The following is a 16,806-nucleotide window of genomic DNA, read 5'->3' as shown; positions in this document are numbered from 1 at the left end:
GCTGTGTGTAGACTGCTTGCACGTCTGTATCTGGCCGTCCACAAACGTACCTTTGCCCGTCGGCTGCAAAATTCGCGAAGCTTCCCCGGGCATCGCATCATCTCGGTGGGCAATCTCTCTGCGGGCGGTACGGGCAAAACGCCCGTTACGATCGAGCTTGCACTTGCTCTGCTAAGCCAGAGAAAATCGGTTCTCATCTGCCTGCGCGGCTATAAAGGCCGCAGCCGTTCCGGGCTTCTTGTAGGAGACGAGCGGGGCGTACATCTGACGGCCGAGCATGCAGGCGATGAGGCGGTGCTCATTGCAGTCCGGCTGCTGGAATATGCGAGACTTCATGAGGGCGCACGATTTGCCGTAGCGGCCGGCCCGGATCGTGCCGACCTGATCGATCGATTCGGCGCTCAAAGGGATGTGGTGATTCTTGATGACGCCTTTCAGAATCCCTCCGTGCGGCGTGACCTCGATATCGTGTTGATCGATGCTACCGTTCCGTACTCAAGGATGATACTTCTTCCCTGCGGGCGCTTTCGCGAGGATCTGACTGCGCTTGAGCGGGCCGACGTCGTCCTTCTTACAAGAACCAATCTTGCGCCTGATTCGGCCCTCATCTGGAAGAGGCTGATAAAGGATCGTTACCCGAATCTACCGATTTTCAGCATCGGCATTCGAACGCATCGAATCTCTGCGCCTTTAGCGCCAGATGGCAGAGCGCAGTCGGTGGCCGCCTTCTGCGGCATCGGGAATCCTGATTCTTTTTTCAGAGTTCTGGAAGAGGCCGGAATCGATGTGGCAAAGCGATTCGTCTTCAAAGATCATCATCGATTCAACGAAAGAGATCTTGCAGTATTAAAGGGATGCGGTCTACCTCTTGTTACGACAGAGAAGGATGCGGCTCGACTCGGCGAACGCCTCGCCTCGCTCGGCAGGGTTCTGGTCGTCAGGCCAGAGATTTATGATGCCGACCGAAATGATGAAACAAGGCTGTGGTCTCGGTTAACCTCGCTGACGGAGAGGCAGGCTCAAGAATGAACGGGCAGGCCGGCAGAGCCGGCCAGTCATGAGAAAATGGACAGTTAACTGTCCGCCAATATGGAGAATTGAAATGAGCGCGATCGGAATAGGTATCTTTCTTCTGGCCATCGTCCTGAATGCGGCGGCGAACATACTCATGAAGGCCAGCGCCGTAAACCGGGGCGAGGGCTGGCAGGATCAGATTCTGAACCCGTTCATGATTGCCGGCCTTGCAAGCTTCGGTCTCGCCTTTCTCGCCTACAGACAGGTGTTGCTGAAAGGCATTCCTCTGAGCATTGCGTATCCGATTATGACGACGGCCGGCTTTATCATCGTGCTTGCCGCCTCACACTTTGTCTTTCACGAGAAGCTCGACTGGCAGCAATGGACGGGCATCGCTCTGCTTGTCGGCGGCATCTGGTTGATCGCCGGCAAGATGTAACAAGCTGTAACAGTCGACGTTTACAGATTGTTACGAAGCACGGTAATGAGCTGCTTGCGATCCTGTTCGGTGATCAGGCCGCCCGTGTTCTTGCGAATCTCGAAATCGTCGCGCGCAACCCCCTGATCTGTGTTTGCCTCGAACTTGATGATATCGTAATCCAGCAAGAAGAGTATCTGCGTGATCATGAAGAGGATACCGGGCCTGTCCTTTGTCTGTAAAAAGATGGAGGCCGTTGCCGGATCGTCCGCAATCTCCACCTCAAGACGCGTTTCGCTATCTTCGCGCATGCTGAGCACAAGCGACTGGATACGATCGGGATACGAGCTCAGATACTCGCTCATGTGGATCTCGCCGCGCAGCAGCATATCCATGTCGTTTTCGATGCGTTCGAGCTGCGCCTGGTCCATCTGGCCGGCATCAAGCTTGCGGATGCTGAAGATATCATCCACACCACCGAGCGTTTCGGTTTTTACGATGGCTGAGTCGATAGACCAGCCATGAATGTACAGGACTCCGGTAATTCTATACAGAATGCCCGTTTCATTGAGCATGCTCGAATAGAGCAGTCGTGCATTCTGCGCATCAATCGGTTCAAAAAGTATCTTTCGACTCGCTGTAACAAGCATGTGAGCCTCCTGTATCCTGCCAGTGGGTATGCATCATTGTTAAGCAAGAAGGATGCCAGGGTTGACGTGCTTTGAGAGCGATCGATATGCTTAAACTGTGCGCGGTTTTGCCGGCGACGATTAGTCTTATGGAAGGTATTGCGTTAAATTTGGGCAACTCACTTCAGCAGCGGAGCCCAGTCGGTGAAAACAGGCTCTTTTCCAATCGCCTCAATGGCTCGTGCCATCTCGGCAACGGACCGTGTGTCATCTCGACTGAACTGCTCCGTCGCTTCGAGACCCGAGTAGCCCCCTGGCTCCGTGCGAGCCCCGCCCGATACCTGCGTGATGCAGATCTGCATCATGTGGTCACGGAAGGCGGCCGACTCCCTGCTTGACAGGGCAAAGCCGGCATCCGGTAAAAAAAGCCGCAGGGCCAGCCAGTAGCGCACATACTGGCCATCGGCGATATGCGGCACATCGGTCACACCGGCCGCCGGGCGCAGACGCGGAAGAGAGAGCGAGAGCTGCGATTGCCAGTAGTTCTTGAGCAGATAACGACCATGCAATCCGAGGCTGATGACCTCCGCCGTCGGATCAGAGAGACCGAGCAGGGCGCCAATGGCAAGCCTGCGCATCCCGGCACGTCCGCCTCGATCGGCGCAATCAAGGCGCCAGTTCATCAGCGCCTTCATGCCCTTCAGATGCACCTCTTTATAACGTTCCGGATCATAGGTTTCCTGATACACCGTCAGGCCGTCGACGCCTCTTTCTCGTAGATATGCATAATCCTTTTCTTTAAGCGGATACACCTCAATTCCTATCGAAGAGAACTTCGATCGCAGCGCCTCGGCTGCATCTCCTATATATTGCACCGGCGTTTCTCTGTAGGCTTCGCCCGTCAGAAGAAGGATATGTCGTATACCCTGTGCATGGATCACCTCGGCATCGGCGATGATCTCTTCGGGCGTGAGCGTGCGCCGTCGGATGTCGTTTCCAAAGCCGAAGCCGCAATACGTGCATTTCGAATAACAGACGTTTGAAAGATAGAGAGGCGAGTAGAGCAGAATGGTGCGACCGAATCTCTGCAGCGTGATGTTTCGCGCAAGCACGGCCATCTCTTCGAGCAGCGGGTCGGCGACCTTCGAGGCAAGAACATAGAACTGCTCTTCAGAAAGAGTATGGCCCGCTTCAACGGAAAGCAGCGCCGCTTCGGCCTGCTCCGTCGTCGCCGTCTCTTCTATGTGCCTGATCTTTGCTCTGATACGTCCGAACTCCGACGGGTCAAACACAAGGGAAAAGCCGGGCTTTCCCATGCGATCTCTGTAGATTTCGGCCTCTTCTTCGCGGTTCACAGATCCATGTAAATGAAATGTGACGTGCAGGCGATGGGAATTTCAGCGGCTCTCTTCATTAAGAAAGCCCGTAAGCGGACTGGATGCCTTTGCTCGCAGCGACTCTGTGGTACGGGCAAAAGCCGCCCCCTGTGCTCTGCCTCTCTCAGGCCCAAAGCGGAAGGCCTGTCGACCGGCGACAACGGCAAGCGCAAAGGCGCGGGCGATGCGACCGGGATCGGCGGCAATGGCCAGAGCCGTATTCACAAGTACGGCATCGGCGCCCATCTCAAGGGCCTGTGCTGCATGCGACGGCGCTCCGAGGCCGGCATCGACGACGACGGGAACGCGCGCCTGTTCGATGATGATGCGCAGGCTGTCTTCGGTGCGAATGCCGCGATTGGAGCCGATAGGCGATCCGAGAGGCATCACCGTCGCCGCTCCGGCATCTTGCAGGCGCAGGGCAAGGATGGGATCAGCCTGCATATACGGGAGTACGACAAAGCCTTCTTTCACAAGTATTTGCGTCGCCTTTAGAGTTTCGCCTGGATCGGGAAGCAGATACAGCGGATCGGGCGTGACCTCAAGCTTCACCCAGTTGCCACCGCCCATCTCGCGAGCGAGCAGGGCGAGACGCACCGCTTCATCGGCGTCGCGCGCCCCCGATGTGTTCGGCAGAAGCTGTATGCGATTGCGATCAAGCGCCGAAACGATATCTTCATCGTTCATGCTTGCCTTGCTGAGATCGATACGACGCAGAGCGACCGTTACCATCTCAGAGCAGGATTGTTCGACGGCCTCTTTCATGGCAGCCACCGACGCGAACTTGCCCGTGCCCACAAAGAGGCGAGAGCGAAAGCTGCGATCGGCGATGCGCAGCAGATCGTCTGCCGCGCATTCGTCGATAAGAGATTGTACGAAGGCCGTTTCCTGCATGCTAACAAGAAAAAGCAAACGGTTCTCGGGGCAAAGCGTTATTCGGCGGTCAGCTGTGCACGCAGCATCTTCTTGTCGAACTTGCCGACGCTTGTTTTGGGGATGGCGTCAATGAAGCGCACGTCATCCTGATGCGGTAGCTGCCAGTGGGCGAAGTGCTTTTTCAGCTCTTCGATCACAGCCTTCTTCTCGACGGTTTCATTCTCGCGCGCAACGACAAAGACGACGGGCGCCTCGCCGCGCACATCGTCGGGACGGGCCACAACGGCGGCCTCGAGTACTCCGCTGACGCCGAGCACAAGACCTTCCATCTCAACGCTGGAAATCCATTCGCCGCGGGTTTTGATCAGATCCTTTTTTCGGTCTGTGATCATTACGTAGCCGAACTCGTCGATTGTCACGACGTCTCCGGTGCGAAACCATCCGTCAGTGGTGAAGGATTCGGGAGCATCCAGGCCAAAATACGAACCCGTCACCCATGGGCCGCGAACGATCATCTCGCCGGAGGTCTTGCCGTCGCGCGGCACGTCCTTGCCCTGGTCGTCGATCGCTCTGATCTCGATGCCGGCGACGGCCGGTCCCTGCTTGCCGCGCATCTCAAGCTGCTTTTCATAGGTCCAGTCTTCCATCTCTGCGCGAAGACGCGAGACCGTTCCGACGGGAGAGAGCTCCGTCATGCCCCATGCATGCAGAATGCGAATGCCGAACTCTTTATCGTAGGCCTCTATCATCGCCTTCGGAGCGGCCGAGCCTCCGACGACCATCGTATGCAGCGACGAGAGATCGTGTTTGTTCTTACGCAGATGCTGTAGCAGAACGTTCCAGATGGTCGGAACTCCGGCTGCCATCGTCACCTTTTCCTGCTCAAGAAACGAGGCCAGCGCCGACCCGAGAAGATGTTTTCCCGGAAAGGCAAGCTTTGCTCCCGTCATCACGGCTGCAAAGGGAATGCCCCAGGCATTCACATGAAACATGGGAACGACGGGCAGAATGGTTTCACGTTCGGCGACGGCAAGCGTATCGGCCATGCAGATCGCCATGCTGTGCAGGTAGATCGATCGATGGCTGTAAAGCACTCCGCGCGGATTGCCCGTCGTGCCCGAAGTATAGCAGAGGCCCGCCGGGTCGTTTTCGTTCACCGTATACGTATCTTCGGCATCGGCGGCCGAGGCGTCGCCTGTGGCAAGAAAGGCCTCGTAGTCGACGACGTTCGGAAGCGGAGCCGCCTCGCCGGCTTCGAGGTCGTCCATGATAACGAAGCGTTCGACGCCTTTGATCTCGCCGATATGCGCGGCGATCATTTTCGTAAGGGATTTGTCGACGAAGATGATGCGATCCTGCGCATTGTTGATGATGTAGATCAGCTGTTCGGGAAACAGTCGAACGTTAATGGTGTGAAGCACGGCTCCGATGGACGGAGCGGCGAAGTAAACCTCGAGATGTCGGTAGTGGTTCATGCCGACGGTGCCGATGCGATCGCCGGGCTTTACGCCCGCCTTGCGCAGGGCGTCCATGAGTCGCCTCGTACGCCTGTAGAATTCGCCGTATGTTTCGCGATGGATGCTCTCATCGTTCATTTTCGTGACGATCGTCTTATGAGGATGAACGTCACGAGCTCTTTTGAGAATGGATGGGATGGTTAGCTGATAATCCATCATCGTAGCCTTGATTTCTGGGTGCATTTCTCTCTCCTGCTTTCAGGCTTCCGGCCGGGACGCGGCTGTCAAGCTGACCTTGAAATAAGTGATTGACCGTTCGCATTTGACTGAACAGCTGTTGTTCGTTCATGGCAGCACTGATAGAATTCTTCCTGAAACGCAGTATTTTTGGCAACCTGCTCACGTTTCTGATCATTACGTGGGGCGGTTACACGGCGGCAACGCTGAACAGAGAGGCCTTCCCAAGAGTCGACTTCGATATCGTCGTCGTCACGACCGTCTATCCGGGCGCCTCACCGGCCGAGATCGAAAAGTTGATCACCAATCCGCTCGAAGAAGAACTCAAGGGAGTGGACGGCATCGAGGAGATGCGTTCCTCCTCTATCGACAACAGATCAGGTATAACCATAAAGATCGATCCCGATACCGAAGATACGCAGAAGGTCGTCGATGATATTCGTTCAGCCGTCGATCGTGTGAACGATCTGCCCGACGACGCCGAGACTCCGCTTGTTCTTGAGATCGGCTCGGATCTGACGCCCGTCCTCGATATATGCCTTGAGCTCGATGTCGATGAATTCGGCCGGCCGCTCATGTCATACCGACAGCTGCGTGACGAGGCCGAGAAGCTTGAGGACAGCCTGCTGCTTCTCGACGAAGTCGCTCGCATAGAGCGTAAGGGCTGGAGAGACGCGGAGTATCATGTTCTGCTTGATCCTGATCGTCTGGCCTCGAACTATCTGGGCCTTGAGCAGGTGTTGCTCGCTCTTCTGGAAAGGAATGTGAACTTTCCAGGCGGTGAGGTCATCCAGAGGGGCCGGTCGAGCAGCGTGCGCACGGTGGGAGAGCTGTTAACCGCCGAAGACATCGCCTCAGTGTACATACGCTCCAACGATGCCGGGCAGGGCATCAAGATCGCCAGTGTCGGATCGGTGCGGGCCGATTTTGCTCCCGAAGAATACATCGAACGAACAAACGGTAAACCGACGATCAACCTTACCGTCATTAAACGAAGCAACGCCGATATTATCGAGACGGTTGCAAGGGTACAGGAGACCGTCGATCAGTACTCGAAAGACAAGCCGGCCAGTATTCATGTCGCATATGTGAATGATATATCTTACTATGTGAAGCGGCGGCTTGGAGTGCTTCTCTCGAATGCCGCCAGCGGTCTTGTTCTTGTCGTCGCATCTCTTTTCTTCTTTATGGGATGGCGCACGTCGCTGATGGTCGCCCTGGGGATTCCCATTTCGATTGCGACGTCGTTTATCATTATGAGCTTTCTTGGCGTGACCTTGAATCTCATATCGATGTTCGGCATGATCATCGTCATCGGTATCCTTGTCGATGATGCGATCGTCATCAGCGAGAACTTCTATCGCATGCTCGAACAGGGCTATCGCACGTATGAGGCCGCATTGAAGGGGACGGCAGAGGTAATCCTGCCCGTTTTTGCATCAGTTTTTACGACGATGGTTTCGTTCGCCCCGCTGATGTCTATGACGGGCATATTCGGTAAGTTCGTCTATACGATTCCTCTTGTTGTCATCATCACTCTGGCAGCCTCTCTCTTCGAGTCGATATTTATTCTTCCCTCTCATCTCTATGACGTGAATAAGTTCAGCCAGCATGCGAGCGAAATACGTGAGGAAGGCACTCGCTTCTACAGATTCAGAACAAACTATTACGAGCCGCTCCTTTCGTTTTCTCTGCGACACAAGCTTTCGGTGCTTGGCGGTATGTTTGCGCTGTTGGTCGGCTCGTTTATAGCCTTCGGCGCCTTCGGGAGCTTCAAGCTATTTCCCGGCGCCGTCGAACAGTTCCAGATCAAGATGGTCGCCGATCCCTCTACTCCGCTTGAGCAGATGGACCGGTATACGGTTGCCGTTACCCGTGCCCTGGAACGCCTCCCGAAAGAAGAGATCGAGCACGTAACCTCTCGTGCCGGTATTATTCAGCAGAATTCCACCGATCCGTTCACACGCCGCGGATATAATTACGCTCAGGTGATGGTATTTCTGACGCCGGAAAACAAGCGGGAGCGCACGGAGGGCGAGATCATCGATCAGCTGCGAGACGAGATCTCATGGCTCTTAAACGAAGAGAAACGCAAACAGATGGAGGCGGCGTTACCCGAAGATCCCGAACGTAAGAGATATAGTGCCTATAAACCTCAAGGATCGGAGGATCTTGCCGGCTTATTGAGAAATCTTGATATTGAGGTTCTGCGCGGCGGGCCGCCGGTCGGGAAGCCTGTGGCCATTGAAATCACGGGAAAGGAATACGATCGACTGGAAGAGATAGGCGAGCGTTTCAAGGCCGTTCTTGCTACATACGTGGGAGTGAAAGACATCGACGATGATCATGAGCCCGGTAAAGAAGAGGTGAGGCTTTTTATTAATGAAGCCGTCGCTGCCCGGGCCGGAGTCTCGGTGCAGAGCGTAGCGCTTGCCGTTAATACGGCCTTATCCGGCGCGCGTCCTACTTCGATCAAGCAGGGCACTGAAGAGATCGATATTCGCGTGCGTTTTCACGACGCTCATTATAAAAAGACCGAGGCATTGAATCGAATCAAGGTATTGAACAGGACAGCTGATTCCTCTTAAACGACTGGTGCGCTTTGATCGCGGCGAAGGCGTCGTTGCCCTGAACCACCTTGATGCGAAGAGACTTGTAACGGTGACGGCAAACCTTGACGAAACGGTTACAAGTTCCGCCGAGGTGAACCGACAGATCTCACCGAAGCTGCGCGAGATCATGGCAGCGTATCCCGGCTATCAGGCGCGGCTCGGAGGCGAAAACAAGGATACTGAAGAGTCGATGGCCAGCCTTCGCAATGCCTTTGCCGTCGGATTGATCATCAACTTTATGGTACTGGCCTCTCTTTTCCGTTCTATTTTATTGCCCTTTGCCGTTCTGTTTGCCATTCCGTTTTCTTTGATCGGAGTGCTCCTGGCCTTTCTTCTGCATGGAGAGCCGCTCAGCTTTATCTCGCTGCTCGGCGTTGTCGGATTGTCGGGCGTCGTTGTGAACGATTCGATCGTTCTGATCGACTTCGCCAATACGATCGTTCAGGAAGACCCTGAGATGCCGCTGGACGAGGTAGCGCTCCAGGCCGGCTCCATGCGCCTGCGAGCGGTTATGCTCACGACGCTGACGACGGTGCTCGGCCTTCTGCCGACGGCATACGGGATTGGCGGTTCCGACCCGTTCCTTGTTCCGATGGCGCTGGCCTTCGCCTGGGGATTACTCTTCGCCACGGTATTGACGCTCTTTGTCATTCCCGTTTTATTCGTACTGGTCGTCTCTTTCACGCGGTGGCTGAAGCGGACGCTGCGACTGCGCGAGCATTGAACATTTTTCTGTTTCTTTATGCGCAGGAGTCTCCGGTATCAACGAACTGGTGGAGCCGGACCTGCGCCGACCTGTATGAAAAAAACATCACCGTGTAATTAATGGCTTGCCGCCGGAATCGGGATCAGGAATATATAAAAAATTTAGTAATTTCATCAACTCATACAAGCAAAAGAAGGGGACTCTCTATATGTCGGAAAATGCGAAGCTGTCAGTGCTCGGTCGTGAATATGAACTTCCGATTCTGGTCGGAACGGAAAAAGAAACGGGCGTGGATATTTCTAAACTGCGCGGCCAGTCCGGTATCATCACGATGGATGAAGGCTACATGAATACGGGTGCCTGCAAAAGCGCCGTAACCTTCATCGACGGAGAACTGGGCATCCTTCGCTATCGCGGCTATGACATCGAAGATCTCGCCCAGCGTTCCAGCTTCCTTGAAGTGGCTTATCTTCTTATTTATGGAGAGCTTCCCAGCCAGGGCCAGTTCGGTGAATTCCGCAATCGGGTTACCCGCCATACGATGATTCACGAAGACCTCAAAAGGCTTTACGACGGTTTTCCGAAAGACTCGCATCCGATGGCCATCCTGAGCTCGATGATTCTTACGCTCTCGGGTTATTATAACGATCAGCTCGATCCGCTCAATCCGCGGCACCGCGAGATTTCGATCACGCGCCTGCTTGCAAAAACGCCGACAATCGCCGCATACTCCTATAAGAAGTCGATCGGCCAGCCGTTCGTGTATCCGCGTAACTCGCTTTCTTATATCGGTAACTTCCTTAATATGATGTTCTCGGTGCCGGCAGAGGACTATGCCGTCGATCCCGTTATCGAAAAGGCCCTGGACCTGCTGCTTATTCTGCATGCAGACCATGAGCAGAACTGTTCGGCTTCAACGGTTCGCCTGGTGGGATCAAGCCGCGCCAATCTCTTCGCTGCGATCGCCTCGGGCGTTTGCGCTCTCTGGGGCCCTCTGCACGGCGGCGCCAACCAGGAAGTGATCGAGATGCTGCAGCACATCCATAACGATGGCGGCGACGTGAACAAATACCTGAACATGGCAAAAGATAAGAATTCTACATTCCGTCTGATGGGCTTCGGCCACCGTGTTTATAAAAACTTTGACCCGCGCGCGAAGATCATCAAGAAGACGGCCGACGAAGTCCTCCAGAAGCTCGGTGTGAACGATCCGCTGCTTGAGATCGCCATGAAACTGGAAGAGGCGGCGCTGAACGACGAATACTTCGTTGAGAGAAAGCTGTATCCGAACGTCGACTTCTACTCGGGTATCATCTACAAGGCGATGGGTATTCCGACCGAGATGTTCACCGTCATGTTCGCGCTCGGTCGTATGCCGGGCTGGATCGCTCAGTGGAAAGAGATGATCGAAGATCCGACGACGAAGATCGGTCGTCCGCGACAGATCTATACGGGAGCGGCGCACCGCACCTACGTTCCTCTTGATCAGCGTGGCTGATATTCGTTATCAGGCCTCAGGGGCGTATAAAGGAAAGAGGGGCTATGCCCCTTTTTCTGTTTATAAGATGTTTCAGAGGTGTGTCCTACGGTTCTACTCGCGGCTCAGAGGAGAGGCTGCGCTCAACGAGCTCGACATTGCGAATACTGCGTCGCAGCCAGGAAAGTAAGACGGAATCATGATCCTCACCACTTAACTGCCACTGCTCGGGCAAAAGCTCGTTGCGGATTCGTCCGGCGAGATGGAATACGGTGAGGGCGCAAGCGACTGAGATGTTATAGCTTTCGACGAATCCGTGAATAGGAAGACGGGTGTGCAGATCGGCTTCGTTCATGGCCGTTTCAGATAGCCCGTCCCTTTCGGAGCCAAAGACTACGGCAACTGGACCGGAGAGCGGCAGGCGATCAAAGGCAACTGCCTTATCGGCAGCGGGATGCGGCGTCATGGCGACGATCGTATAACCCCGATCACGCAATCCGGCATAGCACTGCCCGATGGATGCGCCCGAATGCTCATCCGACAGAATGGCATTGCCCTGCGCATCGGGCGAGTAATGCCGGCGCAGATCAAGCCAGCGAGCCGATCCCATCGTCACGCCTTCGACCGTCATGAAGGCATTCCGTTCTTCGACGATGTGGACCTCTTGAATTCCGCATGCCTCACAGGAACGAAGACAGGCCGAGCCATTATGCGGATCATACAGATCTTCAAGAACGACCGAAACAAAGCGCGTTCGCTGAGAGAGCACGTCGCGGAATTTGCGAAAGCGTGACTCTGTCAGAAATCCGCTCAGTTCCTGAATACGGGGTGCATCGCCGGAATTCATTGCTTTCCAGCAGCTTCATCCGCAAGGGCGCAGGGTCAAGTTGGATTTGATCGATGCGATCTTGCTTCAGCGTTACTCCAAAGCGATGCTGGCACTCGTCTGCTACAATGCGCCTATCCCGATCCTCTCTGTGCCGGGGAAAAACAGGTTGCCTTATCGGACGCGTCTGCATCCTATGGTGTGTGCATTTACGCATACGTGACATCCGCATTCCTCGCCGCATAAGAAAGCGTAAGATTCAAATCGATGATCTTGTCGAATCGATTGCCGAGTTTGGATTGTTGCAGCCGATTATCGTCGATACCGAGAACACTCTGATTGCGGGCTACCGACGTCTTGAAGCGGCGCGAGCCCTTGGCTGGGAGTCCATCGATGTTCGCGTAATCGACGCTCCGGAAAGGAAGGACCGCCTGCTTCTTGAGATCGAAGAGAACAGCGTCCGGCAGGATTTTGACCGTGAAGAGCTGGAGAGGGCTCGAACCCTCCTGCGTCGTTATGAGAGATCAGGCCCCGTCTGGAGAGCCTGGAACTGGCTTCTGGACGTGGTCGATCGTTTATTTAAAGTGTAATCAGTATTAAATTGTTCTTGCACCCTTTGTCGGCGGGGGAAAGGTTGATTATGAGAATCAATCTCTTTTTGGGCGGCCTCCTGTTTTGCTTTGCCACGGCTTTCCATGCGAGGCCCTTGCAGGCAATTGAAAGGCCGGTCATCGATCCCGATAAATGGCTGACAACATTCACGCCTTTTTTTGGCACAGTGCGGAATTCCACCGATCTGCAATTCCGTACATTCAGGGACGGCACCGACGGCCTTGAATTGATTCGCGGCAGCAAGTCCGTTTCAGGGACGGGAAACGGTGGCGGGTATCAGATTCAGACCATGAAGAAAGGATGGAGCGCTATGCATCTGTCCTTTGTCTTTCCCATGTTCAAGAACGATGACTCCGTAGGGTTGTTCAACGGATTCCAGCAGGTAAAGACAGAGGTTACAGGAACGGTCTTTGCGCTGCAGTATCGTTTTGATGGCGAATGGATTCGCCCCTTTATCGGCGTTCACTATTTTCAGGGAATCGGACCGCATGATCGCACCATTGTCGACCGCATGCTTTTTAAGAACGAGGTGGGAGAGGGAATCGCTTCCATCGACCGTGTCGCTGTCGATGTTCAGGTTTTTGACCCGGTGGCGCAGGCCGGTATTCAGATCAAAATCCCGATCCAGAACTGGTCGCTGTCGCTGTTTCATGGATACGGCATGGAACGCGTTCGGACTGTCATTGATGCGTCGACGGGCAGGCTGCTATCTGATGATCCGGCCGGCCTCAGTGCCGGCATACTCGAATACGGTCAGGTCGGACCCGGGGCGCTCATCCCCGCAAGAATGCAGATCAACCGTAACTACCATTCGCATCGACCGGGTTTCGCTCTTTATATGGACTATCGTCGGTTTATCAGTCTGCGACTGCAGGCGCGCCGCGATGTGAACTTCAACAGGTGGGTAGCTAACGGAGTGTTCACGCTGCTACTGCATAAATACGGCGGAATTACGGTCGCTACCGAATACAGTGAGCGCAGCGTGGCCACCATTCGGTACCTGACGTATGGCCCGACGTTTATGATGCAATTCTGAGGCGTTTGTTATACAACCATCCCTTCGCGCTGCATAATCCTCTCCATGCTCGAGCGGCATTCGCTCAAAAGAAAGCTGACGGCTTCCTGTTCGGGCATGGAGCGATACAACTCGGGCAGGATCGGTTTTTCGAAAACGACCTTCACCTTCTTATAATTGCAGCGGAGCGGTATATGGGCCACCTCGTCGGGAAGGCCGATCAGTGATCGAATCTGCGGCGTTACGGGAATAGCGCTGATCTCTTCTTCTATAGGAACGATCACAAAAGGTACGATGGGAGCCTTTGCGCGAAGGGCAAAGATAGCAAAGCCCGAATGAAAGGGAGCCATCGGAGCGGCGAAATCGTTTTTTACCATGTAATCATGCCCTTCGGGAAAGATGCCGAGGATTTCGCCCGCCTTCAAAACCGACATCAGCTTTTTGATCGACGAAACGGAAACGTTTCCGTCAATTTCCATGGGAATAACGCCCGTATTTTTAATCAGCTGCTCGAATACGGGAATCCGTCTTGTGTATTCGGCGGCAATCCAGGAGATATAATGCGGGACGACGCTGGCAATGACAAACGGATCCATGTCAGATCGATGATTCCCGACGAGGATGCGCCCGCCCTCCGTCGGAATGTTCTCCAGCCCTTCCTTCTGGATGTCCACCATGATATTCAACAGCGGACTGAGCACGGCCTTCAGATTCTGAAAGACCTCTTTTTCTTTTGACATAACCGGAAGGATGCATTACAGCCATTCAGGGTCAACAAATTCATGAAGATGTCACAGTCGCTCTCACGGCCTGTTTCGCTCATTTTTTTTTCGGCATGGTTCGCCCTGATCGCTCCCGCAACCTTGCGGGCGGACTTTGAAGAGAACAGGCAGCGAACGGATGGAATCCTGCATCGACTGAGAGTGAAAGTGGAAAAGGCCGATACGGTGTGGACCCTGCTTGATTCGGCCGGTAAGCGCTACCATTTTGACGGCCGCACGCTGAGCACCTACCTCTATGATGACAACGCTAATCTGACGATTCCGTCAACAGACGAAGCGGCCTTCGTCCTTGCTCGCGCGAAAGCGTTTGAAGAAAAAGGACTGCATGATCGGGCGACAGAACTGTACAGCGCCCTTCGCAGTATGGACGGCCGGTTTTTTCCCGTTGCGGCCGACGTTCGCGCAATTGCGAAGCTTGCCCCGGACCGGCCAGACGACGAGCCCGTCGTTCTCATTCATAAGAGCACGCTTCACATAATTTCTGAAGATTTGGGATTTCATTTGCAGATGCCCTTTGATCGAACTGATCCGTATCGTCTTCTACGCGAAGAAACGGAGAGGGACGAAGACAGAGCCGGATATGTGCTTCGCCTCTCCTCGCAAAAGCGTCAGTGTCTTATTTTCCTCGATAAATTTCTGAAAACGACGTCTTCTCCTGATACGGGCAGCTATACGGTTTTTTCGGATCTGCGACGAGGCTTCGATTTGCAGCGGAAGAGCAGAACGGACTTCAAGCGGCAATGCGAAGACAGAATCTGCACGGTTCGTTTTATGGAGAAGGGATTCGAAAAAGGATGGGAAGAACTGCTCAAAGCCCGTGTCGGCTCCGGTTTTGTTCTCGCCGTTTCACCCCCCGGAGTTGAAAATCGTTCTTATTTAGAGAGTGTGCTGGAATGACCGGCCCCTGATTCAATGAACTTTCGTGATAAACTATACAGAGCCGGGATGCGTTATCTCGACGCCTATCTGCCCGAAGATCATCCGATTCTACGTGAATCGAGATCGCGCAGACGTTTGCGTATACTGATGGGCGTCGGTACCGTATTCAATCTGATCCTGATATCAAAGCTACCTGTTGTCTTTCTTGCCGGCGGCGTAAGGCTGTTGCTTTTCGTAAGCATGATCGCCGTCTTTACGACGGGATTGGCATGGGTCCTTTTTATGAAGGCGAAAGGCGTCGATTATGTAACGGCTGCCTTCATCGGGCTTGGCGCCCTTCACAACATCATCGACGCATATACGTATCCGATCTTTCCTCCGCGGAATCTGCCCTTCTTTTTTATGATCCTTCTTTCGGCCCATCTGCTTTTCGGGCGCTGGTATTCGCTTGCCATTCTCTTTGTTATGTCTGTCGCCTATGTTCCGCTTATCAACGTTCCTTCGCTGGACGGAGTCGTCATCATCGATCCCCGCGTGATGGACTACCGAATCAACATAGCGACGAATACGATTATCGCCGGCCTTATGGTATGGCTCATCAGCGAGGCCTATGACTATTTTCGCGAATCCTCCGAGCGGCAGCTAAAGGATCTGAACAGGGAGCGCGAAAAAGACCTGGAGCTCGCCGCTCGCGTGCAGCAGGATCTTGTTCCGCAGATGAGCCGCATAGGATCGTATAGAATCGACTCGGTGTCACGCCCGGCTGCCGTCGTAGGTGGAGATTATCACGAAGCGCTCAGAGCCGGCACTGCGAACTGGTTTGCCATCGGAGACGTGAGCGGGCACGGCCTTCAGGCCGGCATGTTGAGTATGCAGGTCCGCAGCATGCTTGCATATCTTCTGATGGAACTCGGGCTTGATAAACCGTCTGACGTACTTGTGGAGCTGAATAATTCCTTCCATCAGGTCGTTCGTAAACTTAATATTCGCAGTTATATGACGTTTCTCCTGGCGAGAATCGACGATCAGGGACGATTGAGTTTTACGGGATCGCATCAGAAGCTCGTCCTGCTGCGCCGTCGCAGGGGGGAGATTGAGATCGTTCCGTCGCATGGCATCTGGCTCGGGCTTGAGCACATTGAAGATCGTCGACGTATCATGGAATTCGAGCTGATGATGGAGGTAGACGATATACTCTTTCTTTTCACTGACGGCCTGACAGAAGCTCGAAACGAAAAAGGAGAGCTGTATGGCTTTGATCGCCTTATTGGCCAGCTGCAGAGGCTGATTGAAGGGCAGGAAGAGTTGACGGAAAAGGCGCTCACCGATCACATTGTAAAGGATTTCGATCATTTCAGAGGATCGATTCCCTGTGAAGATGATGTGACCGTATTCTGCATCCGACGTGTAACGGATCAGGATCTCTGACGAAAGACATCGGGATTTAATCTCGCTGAAAATTTGAGGCAAAGCGTCAGGTTTTGCCGTTCGAAAACCAGCACAGATGTCTCTGTTTAAGATAGCTTGTAATAAGGAGTATAAGATGAAAAAGTCGGGACTGTTTTTTACCGCCGCCGTAGGCGGACTCATGTTTGCCGCTACCTGTTCGCCCCAGGCAGAAAAGCCAAAGGCTGAGGCGGTGAAAGGGGAATGCCACGGAATCAATTCCTGTAAAGGCCAGGGAGCCTGTGGCGGCAAAGACCATAGCTGCGCCGGACAGAATGCCTGCAAGGGGCAGGGCTGGCTGAAGATGACCGAAGAGGAATGCAACGCGCAAAAGGGCACGTTCAAACCGCTTTCTATGAGCATGTGAAACCGCTGAGGAGGCCGCAAGGCCTCTTCGATATCGGGACTCTTGAGATCTTTGTAAGGACGACTCATGGGAGCCTT

General features: G+C 54.1%; 14 protein-coding genes and 1 pseudogene. 9 read left to right on the top strand and 6 right to left on the bottom strand.

What is annotated here, in order from left to right:
• The first annotated feature begins 3 nt into the window (after positions 1-3).
• Complete coding sequence (gene lpxK / locus LEPIL_RS03030; protein WP_002769820.1) at positions 4-1,029, top strand: tetraacyldisaccharide 4'-kinase; 1,026 nt, start codon at positions 4-6, stop codon at positions 1,027-1,029.
• Positions 1,030-1,057: 28 nt separating this feature from the next.
• Entirely contained in the window at positions 1,058-1,453 is a 396-nt protein-coding gene (locus LEPIL_RS03025; protein ID WP_078123222.1) for a DMT family transporter, read from the top strand.
• Between the two features lie 20 nt (positions 1,454-1,473).
• Here the strand turns inward: LEPIL_RS03025 and LEPIL_RS21510 are convergent, their stop codons facing one another.
• From LEPIL_RS21510 to LEPIL_RS03005, 4 genes are all read right to left on the bottom strand, one after another.
• Entirely contained in the window at positions 1,474-2,082 is a 609-nt protein-coding gene (locus tag LEPIL_RS21510) for an ACT domain-containing protein (RefSeq protein WP_002769817.1), read from the bottom strand.
• 158 nt (positions 2,083-2,240) lie between these two features.
• Positions 2,241-3,416 (bottom strand): 2-iminoacetate synthase ThiH, encoded by a 1,176-nt coding sequence (gene thiH / locus LEPIL_RS03015; protein ID WP_002769815.1) that lies wholly within the window; start codon positions 3,414-3,416, stop codon positions 2,241-2,243.
• Between the two features lie 42 nt (positions 3,417-3,458).
• Positions 3,459-4,331 carry a thiazole synthase gene (locus LEPIL_RS03010; RefSeq protein ID WP_002769813.1) on the bottom strand — a complete coding sequence of 291 codons (873 nt, stop codon included), beginning with the start codon at positions 4,329-4,331 and terminating at the stop codon, positions 3,459-3,461.
• Between the two features lie 38 nt (positions 4,332-4,369).
• A complete protein-coding gene (locus LEPIL_RS03005) occupies positions 4,370-6,001 on the bottom strand; it encodes a long-chain fatty acid--CoA ligase (protein WP_040919407.1) in 1,632 nt (543 codons plus the stop codon).
• A 116-nt stretch (positions 6,002-6,117) separates the two neighbouring features.
• On the opposite strand from LEPIL_RS03005, the pseudogene LEPIL_RS03000 reads away from it, so the two are divergent.
• Together LEPIL_RS03000 and LEPIL_RS02995 are read left to right on the top strand one after the other, a co-directional pair.
• Positions 6,118-9,343: pseudogene (locus tag LEPIL_RS03000) on the top strand (efflux RND transporter permease subunit).
• 190 nt (positions 9,344-9,533) lie between these two features.
• Positions 9,534-10,823 (top strand): citrate synthase, encoded by a 1,290-nt coding sequence (locus LEPIL_RS02995; RefSeq protein WP_002769797.1) that lies wholly within the window; start codon positions 9,534-9,536, stop codon positions 10,821-10,823.
• Positions 10,824-10,908: 85 nt separating this feature from the next.
• On the opposite strand, the gene LEPIL_RS02990 is transcribed toward LEPIL_RS02995, so the two are convergent.
• Positions 10,909-11,649, bottom strand: a complete 741-nt coding sequence (locus LEPIL_RS02990; RefSeq protein ID WP_002769796.1) for a TrmH family RNA methyltransferase — start codon at positions 11,647-11,649, stop codon at positions 10,909-10,911.
• Between the two features lie 182 nt (positions 11,650-11,831).
• Here LEPIL_RS02990 and LEPIL_RS02985 point away from each other — a divergent pair, with 182 nt between their 5' ends.
• Together LEPIL_RS02985 and LEPIL_RS02980 are read left to right on the top strand one after the other, a co-directional pair.
• Complete coding sequence (locus tag LEPIL_RS02985; RefSeq protein ID WP_040918227.1) at positions 11,832-12,218, top strand: ParB N-terminal domain-containing protein; 387 nt, start codon at positions 11,832-11,834, stop codon at positions 12,216-12,218.
• Between the two features lie 116 nt (positions 12,219-12,334).
• Positions 12,335-13,276: a hypothetical protein gene (locus tag LEPIL_RS02980; RefSeq protein WP_143464596.1), complete on the top strand. Its 942-nt coding sequence runs from the start codon at positions 12,335-12,337 to the stop codon at positions 13,274-13,276.
• Positions 13,277-13,284: 8 nt separating this feature from the next.
• On the opposite strand, the gene LEPIL_RS02975 is transcribed toward LEPIL_RS02980, so the two are convergent.
• Positions 13,285-13,995, bottom strand: a complete 711-nt coding sequence (locus LEPIL_RS02975; RefSeq protein WP_002769791.1) for a lysophospholipid acyltransferase family protein — start codon at positions 13,993-13,995, stop codon at positions 13,285-13,287.
• 48 nt (positions 13,996-14,043) lie between these two features.
• Between LEPIL_RS02975 and LEPIL_RS02970 the strand changes: the two genes are divergently transcribed.
• The 3 genes from LEPIL_RS02970 (at position 14,044) to bufA2 (ending at position 16,729) form a co-directional block, all read left to right on the top strand.
• The gene (locus LEPIL_RS02970; protein ID WP_143464597.1) at positions 14,044-14,934 is read left to right on the top strand and encodes a hypothetical protein; all 891 of its coding nucleotides are present in this window, start codon (positions 14,044-14,046) and stop codon (positions 14,932-14,934) included.
• Positions 14,935-14,949: 15 nt separating this feature from the next.
• Positions 14,950-16,344, top strand: a complete 1,395-nt coding sequence (locus LEPIL_RS02965) for a PP2C family protein-serine/threonine phosphatase (protein ID WP_002769787.1) — start codon at positions 14,950-14,952, stop codon at positions 16,342-16,344.
• A gap of 115 nt (positions 16,345-16,459) precedes the next feature.
• A complete protein-coding gene (gene bufA2, locus LEPIL_RS02960; RefSeq protein ID WP_002769785.1) occupies positions 16,460-16,729 on the top strand; it encodes a BufA2 family periplasmic bufferin-type metallophore in 270 nt (89 codons plus the stop codon).
• Positions 16,730-16,806: the final 77 nt, after the last annotated feature.

Source organism: Leptonema illini DSM 21528 (assembly GCF_000243335.1).
GTDB classification, from domain to species: Bacteria; Spirochaetota; Leptospiria; order Leptospirales; family Leptonemataceae; genus Leptonema; species Leptonema illini.
The sequence above is the reverse complement of the archived record's forward strand: the minus strand, read 5'-3'. Positions and strand labels throughout refer to the sequence as shown.